The 15,640-nt window shown below is 62.5% G+C and carries 14 protein-coding genes; 9 read left to right on the forward strand and 5 right to left on the reverse strand.

Annotation, left to right across the window (positions count from 1 at the left end; all coding sequences use genetic code 11):
* Positions 1-162: 162 nt before the first annotated feature.
* Both C8C92_RS19615 and C8C92_RS19620 read left to right on the forward strand, forming a co-directional pair.
* Complete coding sequence (locus C8C92_RS19615; protein ID WP_116745011.1) at positions 163-771, forward strand: Maf-like protein; 609 nt, start codon at positions 163-165, stop codon at positions 769-771.
* Positions 772-789: 18 nt separating this feature from the next.
* The gene (locus tag C8C92_RS19620; protein ID WP_099763127.1) at positions 790-1,539 is read left to right on the forward strand and encodes an SAM-dependent methyltransferase; all 750 of its coding nucleotides are present in this window, start codon (positions 790-792) and stop codon (positions 1,537-1,539) included.
* Positions 1,540-1,604: 65 nt separating this feature from the next.
* Here the strand turns inward: C8C92_RS19620 and rlmJ are convergent, their stop codons facing one another.
* Complete coding sequence (rlmJ, locus tag C8C92_RS19625; protein WP_071076471.1) at positions 1,605-2,522, reverse strand: 23S rRNA (adenine(2030)-N(6))-methyltransferase RlmJ; 918 nt, start codon at positions 2,520-2,522, stop codon at positions 1,605-1,607.
* 276 nt (positions 2,523-2,798) lie between these two features.
* On the opposite strand from rlmJ, the gene C8C92_RS19630 reads away from it, so the two are divergent.
* Entirely contained in the window at positions 2,799-3,227 is a 429-nt protein-coding gene (locus tag C8C92_RS19630; protein WP_099763126.1) for a thioredoxin family protein, read from the forward strand.
* A 6-nt stretch (positions 3,228-3,233) separates the two neighbouring features.
* On the opposite strand, the gene C8C92_RS19635 is transcribed toward C8C92_RS19630, so the two are convergent.
* Positions 3,234-5,507 (reverse strand): xanthine dehydrogenase family protein molybdopterin-binding subunit, encoded by a 2,274-nt coding sequence (locus tag C8C92_RS19635; RefSeq protein ID WP_207781026.1) that lies wholly within the window; start codon positions 5,505-5,507, stop codon positions 3,234-3,236.
* A 10-nt stretch (positions 5,508-5,517) separates the two neighbouring features.
* Entirely contained in the window at positions 5,518-8,655 is a 3,138-nt protein-coding gene (locus C8C92_RS19640; protein WP_099763125.1) for an EAL domain-containing protein, read from the reverse strand.
* Between the two features lie 261 nt (positions 8,656-8,916).
* Between C8C92_RS19640 and C8C92_RS19645 the strand changes: the two genes are divergently transcribed.
* Positions 8,917-9,423, forward strand: a complete 507-nt coding sequence (locus C8C92_RS19645) for a DUF1993 domain-containing protein (protein WP_034779265.1) — start codon at positions 8,917-8,919, stop codon at positions 9,421-9,423.
* Positions 9,424-9,527: 104 nt separating this feature from the next.
* On the opposite strand, the gene C8C92_RS19650 is transcribed toward C8C92_RS19645, so the two are convergent.
* Together C8C92_RS19650 and C8C92_RS19655 are read right to left on the reverse strand one after the other, a co-directional pair.
* Positions 9,528-9,722: a DUF1289 domain-containing protein gene (locus tag C8C92_RS19650; RefSeq protein WP_096236462.1), complete on the reverse strand. Its 195-nt coding sequence runs from the start codon at positions 9,720-9,722 to the stop codon at positions 9,528-9,530.
* A complete protein-coding gene (locus C8C92_RS19655) occupies positions 9,722-10,294 on the reverse strand; it encodes a DUF1415 domain-containing protein (RefSeq protein WP_116746046.1) in 573 nt (190 codons plus the stop codon). The genes C8C92_RS19650 and C8C92_RS19655 overlap by 1 nt, the downstream gene beginning before the upstream one ends.
* Positions 10,295-10,633: 339 nt before the next feature.
* Here C8C92_RS19655 and C8C92_RS19660 point away from each other — a divergent pair, with 339 nt between their 5' ends.
* From C8C92_RS19660 to C8C92_RS19680, 5 genes are all read left to right on the forward strand, one after another.
* Complete coding sequence (locus C8C92_RS19660; RefSeq protein ID WP_116745012.1) at positions 10,634-12,046, forward strand: transglycosylase SLT domain-containing protein; 1,413 nt, start codon at positions 10,634-10,636, stop codon at positions 12,044-12,046.
* A gap of 103 nt (positions 12,047-12,149) precedes the next feature.
* On the forward strand, positions 12,150-12,938 hold the full coding sequence (gene fabI / locus C8C92_RS19665; RefSeq protein ID WP_071076466.1) for an enoyl-ACP reductase FabI: 789 nt from the start codon (positions 12,150-12,152) through the stop codon (positions 12,936-12,938).
* 72 nt (positions 12,939-13,010) lie between these two features.
* Entirely contained in the window at positions 13,011-13,283 is a 273-nt protein-coding gene (locus C8C92_RS19670; RefSeq protein ID WP_116745013.1) for a hypothetical protein, read from the forward strand.
* 5 nt (positions 13,284-13,288) lie between these two features.
* Positions 13,289-13,810 carry an AlpA family phage regulatory protein gene (locus C8C92_RS19675; RefSeq protein ID WP_099763121.1) on the forward strand — a complete coding sequence of 174 codons (522 nt, stop codon included), beginning with the start codon at positions 13,289-13,291 and terminating at the stop codon, positions 13,808-13,810.
* 382 nt (positions 13,811-14,192) lie between these two features.
* Positions 14,193-15,599: a DEAD/DEAH box helicase gene (locus C8C92_RS19680; protein ID WP_071076465.1), complete on the forward strand. Its 1,407-nt coding sequence runs from the start codon at positions 14,193-14,195 to the stop codon at positions 15,597-15,599.
* Positions 15,600-15,640 lie beyond the last annotated feature (41 nt).

Genomic DNA, 15,640 nt, shown 5'->3' on the forward strand with positions numbered 1-15,640 from the left:
GGCTAAGCATCTTTTTTGACGCAATCTTTGCCATTAACATGACAACTTCATCAACACCGTCATGCCGCATGGAGCCTCAGTTATGGGCTCTGCGCCCTGGAACCACGTGACATTCCACTGACATCGACCAGCGCGGCCATGCCGGCCGCCATCCACTACCGAATGATACCAACTTCCGCCCCATTGCGCTTGATTCTTGCATCGAGTTCGACCTACCGCAAGGAATTGCTGCAACGCTTGCGCCTGCCTTTCGAGGTGGCCGTGCCCGATCTCGACGAAAGCCCCCTGCCCGGTGAAAGCCCCAGCGCCACGGCCCTGCGCCTGGCCCAGGCCAAGGCGCAGGCCGTGCTCGACCGCTACCCTGGCAGCCTCGTCATCGGCTCCGACCAGGTCGCCACCCTGGATGGCGCGCAGATCGGCAAGCCGGGCAACCATGCCTACGCCTTGCAGCAACTGCAAACCATGCGCGGGCGCCAGACCGTGTTCCATACGGCCCTGTGCCTGCTCGACGGACGCCACTCGCCCGCCGTGGCGCAGGTGGAAGACATCCAGACCCGCGTCACCGTGCGCGATTTGCCCGATGCCGAGCTGGACGCCTACCTGCGCATCGAGCAGCCGTACGATTGCGCCGGCAGCGCCAAGAACGAGGGCCTGGGCATCGCCCTGCTCGAATGCATCGCCACCACCGACCCGACCGCCCTCACCGGCTTGCCGCTGATCGCCCTGACTGGCATGCTGCGCAAGGCTGGCGTGACGTTTTTTACCATTTAATTTACCGACAAGAAGAATATGACCGGCACCCTGTACCTGATTCCCAACCACCTCGGCCTGTCCGAAGGCGCAATCGACCCGCTGGCCCACCTCATTCCCGAGCAGGTGCGCCAAATCACCTCGCAACTCGATTATTTCGTTGCGGAAAACGCCAAGACGGCGCGCGCCTTCCTGAAATTGATCGGCAACCAGCATCCGCTGGCCAAGCCGCTGCAGGAAATCACGATTTCCGAACTCAACGTCAATACCCCGGCGCAAGCGCTGGCCGGCTTGCTGGCGCCGCTGCTGGCGGGACGCGATGCGGGTCTCGTCTCGGAAGCGGGCGTGCCCGCCGTGGCCGACCCCGGCGCTGACCTGGTGCGCCTGGCGCATCAGCACGGCATTAAAGTGCGCCCGCTGGTGGGCCCGTCGTCGATCCTGCTGGCCGTGATGGCCAGCGGCTTGAATGGCCAGAGCTTTGCCTTCAACGGCTACCTGCCCACCGATGCGGCCCTGCGCGCCAAGCGCCTGAAGGAACTGGAAGTGCGGTCACGCACGGAAAAGCAGACCCAGCTATTCATCGAAACGCCGTACCGCAACGCCGCCATGCTCGAAGCGCTCGTGGCGCAATGCGCGCCGTCGACCCTGATCTGCGTCGCCACCGACCTGAGCCTGGACACGGAAAGCGTGCAAACGTGGAATGGCGCGCAGTGGAAGAAACAATTGGCGGCCGGCAAGGCACCGGACTTCCACAAGAAACCGACCGTGTTCCTGTTACTGGGACAGTAAACGACAAACGCCACGGACAATTATCCGTGGCGTTTTTGATTGCAGCCCTACCAGGACAAGTACGATTACACTCTTCTTGTTCCGGTGTTTTTCTGGCCGCCCTTGCCCGTTTCCAATACGAACTTGGCGCCATCGTCGCGACCCAATACCTTGACCAGGTACGGCATGACTTCGCGCAACATCGGCTCCAGCGTATACGGCGGGTTCAAGATGAACATGCCGCTGCTATGCAAGCCGAAGCCGTCCGGCGACGGCGTGTTGACCGTCAAGGTCACGTGCAGCCAGTCCGAGCTGGGCAGTTGCTTGAGCTTGTCGGCGAACTGGCGCGATTCCATGCGCTGCAGCACCGGGTACCAGACGGCGTAGATGCCCGACGGGAAGCGCACGAGGGCGTCGGCCAGGGTATCCTTGACCTTGCGGTAATCCATCTTGTCTTCATATGGCGGGTCGATCAGCACCAGCGCGCGGCGCGATGGCGGCGGCAGCAGCGCTTTCAGGCTCTGGAAGCCGTCGGCCTTGGTGATGAGCACGCGCTTGCCGCGCACGGTCGGACGCTCGCCCTGGGCCAGCGCATGCGCCTCGACCTTGCGGAAGTTGTCGGCCAGAATTTTTGCATCGGCAGGATGCAGCTCGAACAGGCGCAACCGGTCTTGTTCGCGGCTGACCTTGTCGGCGCAGTACGGCGAACCCGGGTAGTAGCGCATCTTGCCGCTCGGATTCATTTCCTTGATCAGCTTCATGTACTCGGCCAGCGAGGCCGGCAAGTCCGTGCGGTCCCACAGGGGCGCGATGCCCGTTTCGTATTCCGCGTTTTTCGCGGCATAACCGCCGTCGAGCGCATACACACCCGCGCCGGAGTGGGTATCGATATAACTATAGGCGGTATCTTTTTGATTCAGATATTGCAACAACTGAATCTGCACATAATGCTTCAACACATCGGCGTGATTACCCGCGTGAAAGGCGTGGCGGTAACTCAACATAAGCTGGCTAATTCCATAATAAAAATAAATAAAGGCGGGAGCGCTGACACCGGGCAGGGCATGAAAACAGACTGGAGGGGTCAGGCTGCGGGGCCAGGAAACAGCATGGACCAGCGTAATCAGCGCGCAATTATCAGCATTATCCACCAGAAAGGGCGATTGCATCAAAAAACACCGCTAAACAAGCACATGCATTCTCAGGAGCGAGGGGGCCGGGCGCGGTAGAATACGCGCATCTGGCGCCCCGCGCCCATCCGTCCACTAATAGATACGAGCATGCACAGCCTGACCCTCACGACCGATAACCGCGCCGACGTCGCGGCAGCCCTGGCCGGCCCACGCTGGACCGTGGCTTGCCTGTGCGCACTGTGGTGCGGCACCTGCGGCAGCTACCGCGCCACGTTCGAGGAACTGGCCGCGCGCCATCCGGATACCGTCTTCGTCTGGATCGACATCGAAGACCAGGCCGACGTAGTGGGCGACCTCGACATCGACAACTTCCCCACCCTGCTGATCCAGCGCGAGGACCATGTCGCCTTCTTCGGCACGGTGCTGCCCGACGGCGGCCTGGCGCACCGCATGGTGCAGGCGCAGCAGGCGCTCAGCGCCGAGGAACTGGCGGCACTGGCCGGCAGCACGCAGGAACGGCGCGACTGGCAGCGCGACTGCAATTTGCGCCACATGCTGGCCGCCACCCTCGCCTGAGCCACCTCAAGCGAGGCGCAACGGCAGGCTGCGCAGCCGTTTCCCCGTCAAACTGAACACGGCGTTGGCCACGGCCGGTGCGATCGGTGGCGTACCGGGCTCGCCCACGCCTTCCGGATGCTCGGCGCTGGCGATGATGATGGTTTCCACCTCGGGCGTCTGGCCCATGCGCAGCACGGGATAATCGTGGAAATTGCCCTGCTCCACTTTGCCATCCTTGAAGGTGATCTCGCCGCCCAGCGCCGCCGACAGGCCGAACAGCACGGCCGACTCCATCTGCTGGGCGATGATGTTCGGATTGACGGCGATGCCGCAATCGATGGCGCACACCACGCGCTGCACGCGGATTTCGCCATTTTCCACCGATACCTGCGCCACTTGCGCGACGATGCTGCCGAACGACTGGTGCAAGGCCACGCCGTGCGCATGGCCGGGCGGCGCACTGCCCGCCCTGGCGACTGCCGCATCGAGCACGGCCAGGTGGCGCGGATGTTTCAATAGCATGGCGCGGCGGAAGGCGATGCCATCCTGCCCGGCCGCATGCGCCAGCTCATCGATAAAACTTTCCTTGAAGAAGGCATTGTGCGAATGCCCGACGGAGCGCCAGTAGCCGATGGGAACGGGGCTGTCGGCGATCACGTGGGCGATGCGCTGGTTGGCGATTTCATACGGCATGTCGAATTCGCCTTCGGCCGTGGTCTTGTCCGGCCCCGCCCCAGGCAAGCCGAAGTTGCGCTGCAAAAACTGGTGCGTGATAGAACCACTGACGGATTTGTTGTCCCAGGACGCGATGCGGCCGTGCTCGTCGAGGCGGGCCGCAAAGCGCGCCAGCGCGGCGGGACGGTACATATCGTGCCGGGTATCCTGCTCGCGCGTCCACACCAGCTGCACCGGTGCGCCATCGCACTGCAACGCGATGGCCACGGCTTGCGCCACCATATCCACCTCCAGGCGGCGGCCGAAACCGCCACCGAGCAGCAGCACTTCGATGCCGACGTCTTTCGCATCGACGCCGGCCACTTTCGCCGCCACGTCGACGGCGATGCCGGGCGCCTGCGTCGAGACCCACAGCATCACCTTGCCATTTTTTACCTGTGCGGTGCAGTTGACGGGTTCCATGGCGGCGTGCGCGAGAAACGGCGCGCGATACTCGGCACTGACCTGCCGCAAGCCCTGCGCGACCTTGCCCTCGACCTCGCCGCTGGCGTGGTAGGCATAACCGGCTTCGCTGTCCAACAGGCGGGCAAACTGCGCATACACGTCGGCGCTGGACAAGTTCGCTTGCGGGCCGGCCTTCCACTGCGTCGGCAAGGCGGCGGCCGCCTGTTTCGCGCGCCACCAGGTGTCGGCCACCACGGCGGCGCACGAGACGCTGCGCTGAGCCAGGTGCGGCGTCAGGTCCAGCACTTTCTTGACGCCGGGCATGGCCAGGATGGGTGCCGCGTCGAATGCGGCCAAGGTGTCGCCCAGGCGCGGCGGGAGATGCAGGGCCGCGTACAGCATGCCGGGCGGACGCGCATCGATGCCGAAGCGCGCGCTGCCATTGACTTTGGACGGCGTGTCGCGGCGCGGCGCCGGCTGGCCGATCAGCTTGAAATACTTGGGCGACTTCAGCACGGGCGTGCCCGGATCGATGGCGGCGGCGCGCTGCGCCAGGCTGGCGTAGCTGGCGCGCCGGCCGTCCAGATGGATCACTTCACCATCCTGCGTGCGGCATTGCGCCACCGGCACCTGCCACGCCGCGGCGGCGGCGGCCACCAGCATGGCGCGCGCCGAGGCCCCCGCTTCGCGCATGGGCCCCCAGCCATCCTTCACGCTCGACGAGCCGCCCGTGACGATCACGCCCAGTTCGCGCGCCGCCTTGGCCACCGTCCATTGCGCCAACGCCTTGACGCGGCCCTGGTCGTCCGGGTGGAACGGCAGGCCATCCTTGAGCATGGCCACATTGCCGAAGATTTTATCCATCGGCGCCTGGATCAGTTTGACGCTGGCCAGCGGTACGTCGAGCTCCTCGGCCACCAGCATCGGCAAGGCCGTATGCACGCCCTGCCCCATCTCGCTGCGCGGCATGGCCAGGAGGACACTGCCGTCGGATTGAATAGCCAGCCAGCCGTTCAGCGCCACGGCGCCACCCTGCAGCGGCAGCGGCGCACTGCCGTGCAGGCGCTGGCGCGGCGGCAGCACGCCCCAGCCCAGCACCAGGGCGCCCACGCCGGCCACGCCGAGGCCAAGGCCACCGAGCAGGAAACGGCGACGCGAGGTGTTTTTTTCTGCGGCCATGGGATACCCTTTAATTAGTTAGTGGTGGTTCCAGCGGGTCGCGCCAGCGCTCCAGCATATCCTGCGCCAGCACCGGGCGGCTATAAAAATAACCTTGCGCCAGCTTGCAGCCATGGCGCAGCAGGAAAGCGGCCTGCTCTTCCGTCTCCACGCCCTCGGCGATCACCGACAAGTGCATGCTCTTGCCCAGCTGGATGATGGCAATCGCAATCGCTTCATCATTGACGTCCGTCGAGATATCCTTGATGAAGGAGCGGTCGATCTTCAAGGTTTGCACGGGCAGCTGTTTCAGGTACGCGAGCGAGGAATAGCCGGTGCCGAAGTCGTCGATGGCCAGTCCCACGCCGATGGCGTGCAGATCGTTGATGAAACCGAGCGCGTCGCCCGTGTTCATGATCACCGATTCCGTCACTTCCAGCTGCAGGCGCTGTGGCTCCAGGCCCGTTTCCTTCAAAATATCGGCCACCATGCCAGCGATGCTGCCCCGCTCGAACTGTTTCACGGACAGGTTGACGGCCATCTTCGGCACGCGCAAGCCCTGCGCCTGCCAGCGCATCATCTGGCGGCACGCTTCGTCGAGCACCCATTTGCCCAGCTGGTTGATGAAACCGCTGTCCTCGGCCAGCGGGATGAAGCGCACCGGTGGCACCAGGCCCAGTTCCGGGTGATTCCAGCGCACCAGCGCCTCCACGCCGACCAGGCGGCCCGTGTCGATTTCCACCTGCGGCTGGTAATTCAGGAACATCTCGTTCTTTTCCAGCGAGCGGCGCAGGAAGGTTTCCAGGCGCAGGCGCTCGACGCCCTCGCCCGTCATCGACGGCGCATAGAAACGGTAGCCGTTGCGACCGCGCGCCTTGGCCTGGTACATGGCCACGTCGGCATTGCGGATCAGCATGTTCAAGTCCAGCGCGTCATCCGGATACAGGCTGATGCCCACGCTGCAGGTGACGAACAATTCATGGTCGGCCACCGTGAACGGCTGCTCGAACATGGTCATCAGCTTTTCCGCCACCTGCGTGGCGCCATACTCGCCATCGACGCGCTCGAGCAGCACGATGAATTCGTCGCCGCCCAGGCGCGCCAGGGTGTCGCCTTCGCGCAGGCGGGCCGCCAGTTGGCCGGCCACCTTCTTCAGCAATTCATCGCCGATATGGTGGCCCAGCGTGTCGTTGACATTCTTGAAGCGGTCCAGGTCGATGAACAGGATGGCCAGCTGCTCCTGGTCGCGCGCGGCGCGCAGCAAGGCGTGCTGCAGGCGGTCGTGGAACAGCAGGCGGTTCGGCAGCGCCGTCAGCGGATCGTGGTGCGCCATGTGGTCGAGCTTTTCCTGCGATTCCCTGAGCAGGGTGATATCGCTGAACACGCCCACAAAATGCGTGGTGACGCCCTGCGTGTCGCGCACGGCGCTGATGGTCAGCCACTCCAGGTAGATGTCGCCGTTCTTGCGCTGGTGCCAGATCTCGCCGCGCCAGAAGCCCGAGGCGATCAATGCATCCCACATGGCCTGGTAAAACGCCGCGTCGTGGCGCTGCGAACGCGTCAGCGACGAGTGCCGCCCCAGCGCCTCGGCTTCCTGGTAGCCCGTGATCTGCGTGAAGGCCGGGTTGACGGCGACGATGATGCCGGCGGGATCGACCATCATCACGCCGTCGGCGATATGTTCCAGCACGGTGGCCGACAGGCGCAGCTTTTCCTCGGCTTCCTTGCGCGAGGTGATGTCGGCATACACCCAGATGCTGCCATCGTTGGGGTGCAGCGGATCGAGCGCGCAACCGCTGACCAAGGCCCAGAACTGGCTGCCATCCTGGCGCAGGTAGTGGCGCTCCTCGCTGAAGTCGCCGCCAGCGGCCAGGGCCGGATACTGGCGCTCGCCCGCCGCCTCGAACTCGAAGTGCGTGGGGAAGACGATGGCGGTCGAACAGCCCGTCATTTCGGCGTGAGCGTAGCCGAACAGCTCCTCGCAGCGGCGGTTGACGGAAATGATGCGGCGGTGGCGCACGAACATCACGCCGAACATCACATTGTCGAGGATGGCGCTTTGCTCCGTCAGCAGCGCCTCGATGCGCATCTCGTGGTGCTTGCGCTGGCTGATGTCGGCAATGATGCCGTCGACCCAGACGACGCCCTGTTCACCGGCCTGCGGCTGGCCATTCTCGGCCACCCAGCGCTCGATGCCGAAGGCGTCGATGATGCGGTATTCCAGCGCATACGGGCGCACCTCAAGCACCGCCTGGCGCACGGCGCGGCGGTGTTCGCGGCGGTCTTCCGGGCAGATCAGGTCGGCCCAGGCGTGCGTGCGGCCGCGCATGAACTGGCGCGCCGAATAGCCGGCGATGTCTTCGATGGCATCGCTGACGAAATCGATGGGGCCGTCGGGCCGGTAGCGGAAGACGGCGCCCGGCACCTGCGTGACGATGGTGCGGAAACGCTCTTCGCGCTGCCCCACATCCTCGAACAGCTGGCGAATGGCCGCGCGCATTTGCTCAAGCTGGGCCGTCAGGCGACCCAGCTCGTCATTGCTGTGCGAGGCCAGCGGCGTGTCAAAATCGCCGTGCGACAGGCGGTCGGAAAAGCGCGTCAGGCGGCGCAGGGGTTTCAACAGGCGGCGGTTCAGGAACAGCACGATCAGCGCCATCGACACGGCCAGTTGTGCGCCCAGCACGAAAATATAGGACCTCTGCTTTTCGCGCAGCTCCTGCTGGCTGCGCGCATCGTCCATCTCGACGACGATGTGGCCGATGCGCTCACCGCGCACGAGGATGTCGCGCTCGGCACGGTACAGATTGCCCACGGGCCGCTGCGGCGCCTGCAGGCGAATGAATTCCGTGTCGCCCTGCCCCAGCACCTGCACCAGCAGCACGGCGCGGTCGCGCATCACCGACTCGACCAGCGAATGGGCCGATTCCGCATTCATGTTCCACAGCGATTCCTGCATGCCCAGCGCCAGGATGTCGGCATTGCGCTGCAAGGCTTCGTTCAGGCTGGTGCGCGCCGACTGGCGTTCATGCACGCCGACCAGCAGATAGCTGCCGAAAATGGCGGGCACGACCAGGCCACCAAACACCACCAGCAGCAAGGCGCCATAGATCGACGAGCCGTACAGCACACGCAGGCTGGCACGCAAGCGCTGAGAGGGCGAATTAAACATGCGGCAACAGGGCAACAGGGATCAGGCAGGCGGTCATGGAACTTTACAGGGGAATTCGGGTGATAAGGCGGGAAGAAACTTTTTCAGGAGCAATTATGCATGGAAAAAGCGGGGGAAGTCACCAATAAACACGTGCCAACGGCGACCTGATGCCATATACACAGGGCTGAAAAACCACACGCGGCCCGGCGCGCCGGGCCAGGGCCAGCAGAAAAACGCGCAGCTTGCTATCATCGCGCCACTTTACCTAGAGGAACCACCATGACCTTCTCCATCTACTCCGCTTCCATCCCCGTCTTCAAACAGATCCTGGGCAGCCTGGCCGCCATCCTGGACAAGGCGGAAACGCACGCGCAAGACAAGAAAATCGACCCGAACGCCCTGCTGCAATTCCGTTTGTTCCCGGACATGCTGCCCTTCGTGCGCCAGATCCAGATCGCCACCGACTTCGCCAAGGGCTGCGGCGCACGCCTGGCCGGCGTAGCCGTGCCACCGTATGAAGACAGCGAACAGAGCTTTGCAGAGCTGAAAGCGCGCATCGTGAAAACCATCGCCTTCCTGGAAAGCCTGCCGCAAGCGGACATCGACGGCAGCGAAACGCGCGCCATCACCACCGGCAGCGGCGAAAAGACCAAGCACTTCACGGGCCAGACGTATCTGTTCCACTACGCGCTGCCGCACTTCTTCTTCCACGCGACGACGGCGTACGACATCCTGCGCCACAATGGCATCGAAGTGGGCAAGAAAGATTTTATTGGTAGTTATTAATAGTTGACGCCAATAGTACCGGGGTCAGACCCTCGCGGCCGCCAACGCTGAGCTCTGCGTTAGCGGCCTTGGGGGTCTGACCCCAGCAGTTGCCCTTGGGTTAGCTAAGTATTCCGGCGCGGATACCCTTGAGAAAGAATCCGCACCCACACCACTTCCTTCTCTTCCTCCGTCATCGACACCCAGTGGGCCACTTCCACCACGCTGCGACCGCAGCCGCGGCAGATTTCGTCGAAGGTGGTCGAGCAGACCGCCACGCACGGCGTATCGGGACGCGGCGGCAATTCCTTGTCAGCCATCAGGATACCTTCGGCAAGCCGAGCTTTTCCCAGCCTTCGGTGCCCAGCGCTTCCAGCGTGGCAATATTCTTGTCAAAAATTTCCGACGCTTCCGGGAACGCCTCGACGGCGCGCTCGATGCTGTCTTCGCGCAGCAGGTGCAGGGTCGGATACGGCGAGCGGTTGGTGTAGTTGCTGATGTCGTCCTCGAACGTCTCGGCAAACTGGTAGTGCGGATGGAAACTGGCCACTTGCAGTTCGCCGGCCAGGTGCATGTCTTCCACGGCCGCATCGGCCACATCGAGAAACTCGTTGTAGTCGAGGAAATCGTTGAGGGTGTACGGATGGATCAGCAAGGTCGTGTCGATCTGCTCGGGGTCCGTGTCGGCCAGCGTTTGCAGCTCGTCCATCAGCATTGCCAGCAAATCTTCCGGATTGCTCGACTCGCACACCACATAGCGGATCTGCTTCTTGACGTGCACGGCCTTGGCGAACGGGCACAGGTTCAGGCCGATCACGGCCTTTTCCAGCCAGGCAACGGTATTGGCGATGATGACGGCGTTGTCGTCGTCGTGGCGCGGCGGGGTGTTCATATGCATGACTCTCTATCAATATGGCAGCCGGCAGCCGAATGGCCGGCCAAAGCCAAATTGTACGCACTCTTTGCGCAGTCTCATACTGGACGGCTGCCAGGCTTGCGCCATCGCCCTCGCCATGTATGCTATAACAGCGGCCGAATCACGCATCGGGCAAATTAAATTTGCAATAATGACAGCATCTGCGAATGGAAACCTAGGCGTTTCCCACTTATTACCGCGTATTTCCTGTCATCATGCTGACATAATTCTTGACTCCGGCATGTGGATATACGTACACTCGCAGCTTGATCATGGGTCTGTCCGATGTTTCTCCGACGACAACAATGGAACACTATGCACGAAAACTCCTTTAAATCTACCGTCCTGGCGGCGTTGGCCCTGGCGCTTGCGCCCGCCCTCAGCCAGGCGTACGAAGCCGGTGTTGAGAGCGATAACGCGCCAGTCGCTGCAACCACACCTGCCCTGATCCCGATGACCGCCCAGGTCACGGCGAAACTCCCCACCCTCGACAACCGCCTGCAAAAGACCGACCGTCTGCTGAAAAACCTCAGCGACAATTCCGATCCGCTGCGCGAAGCCGACGTCTGGGGCCGCATCCGCAGCGGTTATGCGATTCCCGACATCAACAACCAGCTGGTGGCGAACCACGTCAACTGGTATGCCACCCGCCCCGACCACCTGGCGCGCACCACGGCGCGCGCCTCGCGTTATATCTTCCACGTGGTGCAGGAACTGGAAAAGCGCGGCATGCCGACGGAACTGGCCTTGCTGCCGTTTATCGAGTCCGCCTTCAACCCGCAGGCTTTCTCCAGCGCCAGTGCGGCCGGCCTGTGGCAATTCGTGCCCGCCACCGGACGCGATTTCAACCTCAAGCAAAACATGTTCAAGGACGACCGCCGCGGCGTGCTGGCCTCGACCGATGCGGCATTGACGTATCTGCAGCGCCTGTATGACATGTTTGGCGACTGGCAACTGGCGCTGGCCGCCTACAACTGGGGCGAAGGCTCGGTGCAGCGCGCCATCAAGAAAAACCAGGCGCTGGGCAAGCCGACCGACTTCGAAAGCCTGGCCGATCTGATGCCGGCTGAAACGCGTAACTACGTGCCGAAACTGCAAGCGGTGAAAAACATCATCGCCAATCCGGCCCAGTTCGGCCTGACCCTGCCTGTGGTCGACAACCAGCCGTATTTCACGGCCATCGACAAGACCAGCGACATCGATATCACCGTCGCGGCCCAGCTGGCCGAACTGTCGACCGACGAATTCAAGGCGCTGAACCCGCAATTCAACCGCCCCGTCATCATCGGCGGCGAAAAGACCAAGATTCTGTTGCCACAGGAAAACGCGGCCAAGTTCACCACCAACCTGGCGCAATGGGGCCATGCCTTGTCGAGCTGGACGACGCACAAGATCACCAATGCGCGCGAACGCATCGAAACGCTGGCGTCGAAATTCGGCACCACGGCCGACGTGCTGCGCCAGGCCAACAATATTCCCCAGCGCACCAGCCTGCGCGCCGGCTCCACCATCCTCGTGCCGAAAACCTCGGCCACGATGAACAAGGACATCACCCAGGAAATCGCCGACAGCGCCACCATGCTGCTGGAAGCGGACCGTCCGGAACGGGCCGCCAAGGCACTGCGCCGCGTCGCCAAGGGCGGCAAGGTGCAAGCCGCGCCAATTTCCCTCGTAAAACCGCGCATCCAGCGAGGTGGCGGCAACAGCCGGGCAAAAGCGCGTCACTGATCGCCTGAGTTGTATTGACGCACCTCACCGGCCGCCACAGCTCTGCTGTCGCGGCCGGTTGTACATCCGCCTTACCCGCCCACCACCCCAGACAGGAGTCGTCATGGCTTTCTTGCAAGGTAAAAAAATCCTCATCACGGGCCTGCTGTCGAACCGCTCCATCGCCTACGGCATCGCCAAGGCTTGCCACCGCGAAGGTGCGACCCTCGCCTTCACGTATGTGGGCGAGCGCTTCAAGGAACGCATCACAGAATTTGCGGCCGAATTCGGCAGCGAACTGGTATTCGACTGCGACGTGTCCAGCGATGAACAGATCAGCGCCGTCTTCAGCGACCTGGCGCAGCATTGGGAACACCTCGATGGCCTGGTACACGCCATCGGCTTTGCGCCGCGCGAGGCGATTGCCGGCGACTTCCTCGACGGCCTGTCGCGCGACAGCTTCCGCATCGCGCACGATATTTCCGCCTACAGTTTTCCTGCCATGGCCAAGGCCGCCCTGCCCCTGCTACATCCGGGCGCCTCGGTCCTGACCCTGACCTACCTGGGCGCCGTGCGCGCCGTGCCCTATTACAACACCATGGGCCTGGCCAAGGCGTCGCTGGAAGCGTCCGTGCGCTACCTGGCCGAATCGCTGGGCCAGCGCGGCATCCGCGCCAACGGCATCTCCGCCGGCCCCATCAAGACCCTGGCCGCCTCCGGCATCAAGGATTTCAGTAAACTGCTGGGCTTTGTGGCGGAACACGCACCGCTGCGCCGCAACGTCACCATCGAGGAGGTGGGCAACACGGCGGCCTTTTTGCTGTCCGACCTGGCCTCGGGCATCACGGGCGAGATTACCTACGTCGATGGCGGCTTTTCGCAAGTGATGGCCGTCAATCCCGAAGTAGAGTGATGCGGTGATGGTCGGTATTTTTAGGTTGTCACTTGACAACCGAAAAATATTGACCTACATTGGAGACATCACATGGCGCGCTCCTCGCATCCCAAGAAAGAAATCGAAGCAGCGCTGCGCCACGCGGAAAGCCAGGGCTGGAGAGTGGAAGTGGGTGGCAGCCATGCTTGGGGGAAAATCTATTGCCCCTACAATGACGACGGCTGCCGCTGTGGCGAGTTTTGCATCGCCTGCATCTGGAGCACGCCGAAAAATCCCGGCAACCACGCACGGGCGATCCGGCGAGTAGTAGATAATTGTACTTTCAATAAACTGATGCACGACTGCATGCAACGCAGGAGATAACCGCCATGGATTACATCTTTACGCTCAAGTATCGCCTGCCCGACCACGAACACGACCTCGACGCGCTGGCCGAGCGCCTGGGCAACGGCGGCTGCGACGACGCCTTGGCGGGCATCGGGCAAGCGGGACGGCTGGCGCTGGAATTCACGCGCGAGGCCAGCAATGCCAACGAAGCGCTGCTGAGCGCCCTGGCCGACGTCAAAGCCATCGTGCCCGAAGCCGTGCTGGTCGAGGCCGCGCCCGACTTCGTGGGCTTGACGGACGTGGCACAGGTACTGGGCCTGTCCCGGCAAAACCTGCACAAGCTGATGAGCAAACACCGCCACAGCTTCCCCGTGCCCGTGCATGAGGGCAGCGCCAGCATCTGGCACCTGGCCGACGTACTGGCATGGCTGCATGCCAAGGGAACATATCAGCTGGAACCCGGCCTGGCCGAACTGGCGCAGGTGACCCGGCAAATCAACCTGGCCAGGGAAACGGCACAGGCACCCCAACTGCCCGCCGACATCGTGGCCATGCTCAATTAAATCAACGAAAACTACGTATTCTTACTTATTTCGCATAGGAAACATGTTCAAAACGTGGTAGGACTGTCGTTTCTTCCCATTTAGGCCGTGCAAAACGGCGGCAAATACGGTATAGTGTCGTTGTGCGCTGCAATATGTTCGCTTGAAGCGATGGCAACACCGCAGTAACATGCAATTACAAACTTAGCAGCTTCGCAAGCCTTAGCGCATCCACAGGATGCCGCTTATAAAGCCCTCCCGCCTTGTGTGTCGCACCTGACACCGTCCCGGCGCAAAGCTTTTGTGCCGAAATTTCTTTCTAGTTGAGTCATTTCGTTTTGGTTGGCGTTGCTATTTTGCGTTCTGCTTTTTGCAAGAACGCTGATTTTTACGAAAGAAAAGAATGACATTTGAATCCTTAGGCCTGCATCCGTCCATCATCGCCGCTCTGACCGAATCGGGCTACACCGCGCCAACCGCGGTACAGTCGCAAGCGATTCCAGCCGCGATCGAAGGCCGTGACCTGCTGGTCTCGTCGCAGACCGGTTCGGGCAAGACCGCAGCGTTCATGCTGCCGTCGCTGCACAAACTGGCCAGCGCCGAACAAAGCGCCGCCAGCAAGACGCCGAACCAGGAAATGCAAGCATCGCGCGCCCGCGGCGAGCGTCCACGCTTCAAGGCTGCCCAGCCAAAAATGCTGGTGCTGACGCCAACGCGCGAACTGGCCCTGCAAGTGACCACCAACACCGACAAGTACAGTACCGGCATCCGCCGCATCAAGGCTGTGTCGATCCTGGGTGGCATGCCTTACCCTAAACAGATGCAATTGCTGGCCAAGAATCCTGAGATTCTGGTCGCCACCCCTGGTCGTCTGATCGACCACATGGATTCGGGCAAGATCGACTTCTCGCAACTGGAAATCCTGGTGCTGGACGAAGCCGACCGCATGCTGGACATGGGTTTCATCGACGACATCGAAAAAATCGTGGACGCGACGCCAGAAGGCCGTCAAACCATGCTGTTCTCGGCAACGCTGGACGGCGTGGTTGGCAACATGGCCCGCCGCATCACGAAAAACCCACTGGTCATCCAGATCGCCGGTTCGTCGAACAAGCATGAAAACATCACCCAGCGCGTGCACTTCGTCGACGATCTGTCGCACAAGAATCGCCTGCTGGACCACCTGCTGCGTGACGAAACCCTGGACCAGGCTGTTGTGTTTACCGCCACCAAGCGTGACGCCGACACCATCGCCGACCGTCTGAACATCGCCGGTTTCTCCGCTGCCGCCTTGCACGGCGACATGCATCAGGGCGCGCGTAACCGCACCCTGGACGGCATGCGCCGCGGCCAGGTCAAAGTACTGGTCGCCACCGACGTTGCCGCCCGCGGTATCGACGTACCGACGATCACCCACGTGTTCAACTACGATCTGCCGAAGTTCCCGGAAGACTACGTCCACCGCATCGGCCGTACCGGCCGCGCTGGCCGCAATGGCCTGGCCATCTCGCTGGTGAACCACGCTGAAGGCATGAACGTCAAGCGCATCGAACGCTTCACCAAGCAATTGATCCCGGTCAATGTCATCGAAGGTTTCGAGCCTAAGAAAACGGCGTCGGCACCACGTTCGAGCGCCCGTCCAGGCGGCTGGAAACCAGGCGACAACCGTGGCGGCGCGAAGCCAGCGCAACGCACGTTCAGCAAGCCAGGCGCACCACGCAAAGACGGCGCACCTAGCACCGGCGGCGGCTACAAGGGTTCCAACCCGCGCAGCACCGACGGCGCACGCCGCAGCTACGGCGACCGTTAATCACGGCGCCATGCCGCCAGCAGGCGGCAGGCAATAAAAAA

It is taken from the genome of Janthinobacterium sp. 78, assembly GCF_003096775.1.
Classification (GTDB): Bacteria; Pseudomonadota; Gammaproteobacteria; order Burkholderiales; family Burkholderiaceae_D; genus Janthinobacterium; species Janthinobacterium tructae.

Coding starts and splice junctions, on each gene's coding strand:
- C8C92_RS19675 (WP_099763121.1), top strand. CDS start 13,289: ATGGATTACATCTTTACGCTCAAGTATCGCCTGCCCGACCACGAACAC.
- C8C92_RS19635 (WP_207781026.1), bottom strand. CDS start 5,507: ATGGCCGCAGAAAAAAACACCTCGCGTCGCCGTTTCCTGCTCGGTGGC.
- C8C92_RS19670 (WP_116745013.1), top strand. CDS start 13,011: ATGGCGCGCTCCTCGCATCCCAAGAAAGAAATCGAAGCAGCGCTGCGC.
- C8C92_RS19645 (WP_034779265.1), top strand. CDS start 8,917: ATGACCTTCTCCATCTACTCCGCTTCCATCCCCGTCTTCAAACAGATC.
- C8C92_RS19615 (WP_116745011.1), top strand. CDS start 163: ATGATACCAACTTCCGCCCCATTGCGCTTGATTCTTGCATCGAGTTCG.
- C8C92_RS19680 (WP_071076465.1), top strand. CDS start 14,193: ATGACATTTGAATCCTTAGGCCTGCATCCGTCCATCATCGCCGCTCTG.
- C8C92_RS19640 (WP_099763125.1), bottom strand. CDS start 8,655: ATGTTTAATTCGCCCTCTCAGCGCTTGCGTGCCAGCCTGCGTGTGCTG.
- C8C92_RS19660 (WP_116745012.1), top strand. CDS start 10,634: ATGCACGAAAACTCCTTTAAATCTACCGTCCTGGCGGCGTTGGCCCTG.
- C8C92_RS19620 (WP_099763127.1), top strand. CDS start 790: ATGACCGGCACCCTGTACCTGATTCCCAACCACCTCGGCCTGTCCGAA.
- C8C92_RS19650 (WP_096236462.1), bottom strand. CDS start 9,722: ATGGCTGACAAGGAATTGCCGCCGCGTCCCGATACGCCGTGCGTGGCG.
- C8C92_RS19655 (WP_116746046.1), bottom strand. CDS start 10,294: ATGAACACCCCGCCGCGCCACGACGACGACAACGCCGTCATCATCGCC.
- rlmJ (WP_071076471.1), bottom strand. CDS start 2,522: ATGTTGAGTTACCGCCACGCCTTTCACGCGGGTAATCACGCCGATGTG.
- fabI (WP_071076466.1), top strand. CDS start 12,150: ATGGCTTTCTTGCAAGGTAAAAAAATCCTCATCACGGGCCTGCTGTCG.
- C8C92_RS19630 (WP_099763126.1), top strand. CDS start 2,799: ATGCACAGCCTGACCCTCACGACCGATAACCGCGCCGACGTCGCGGCA.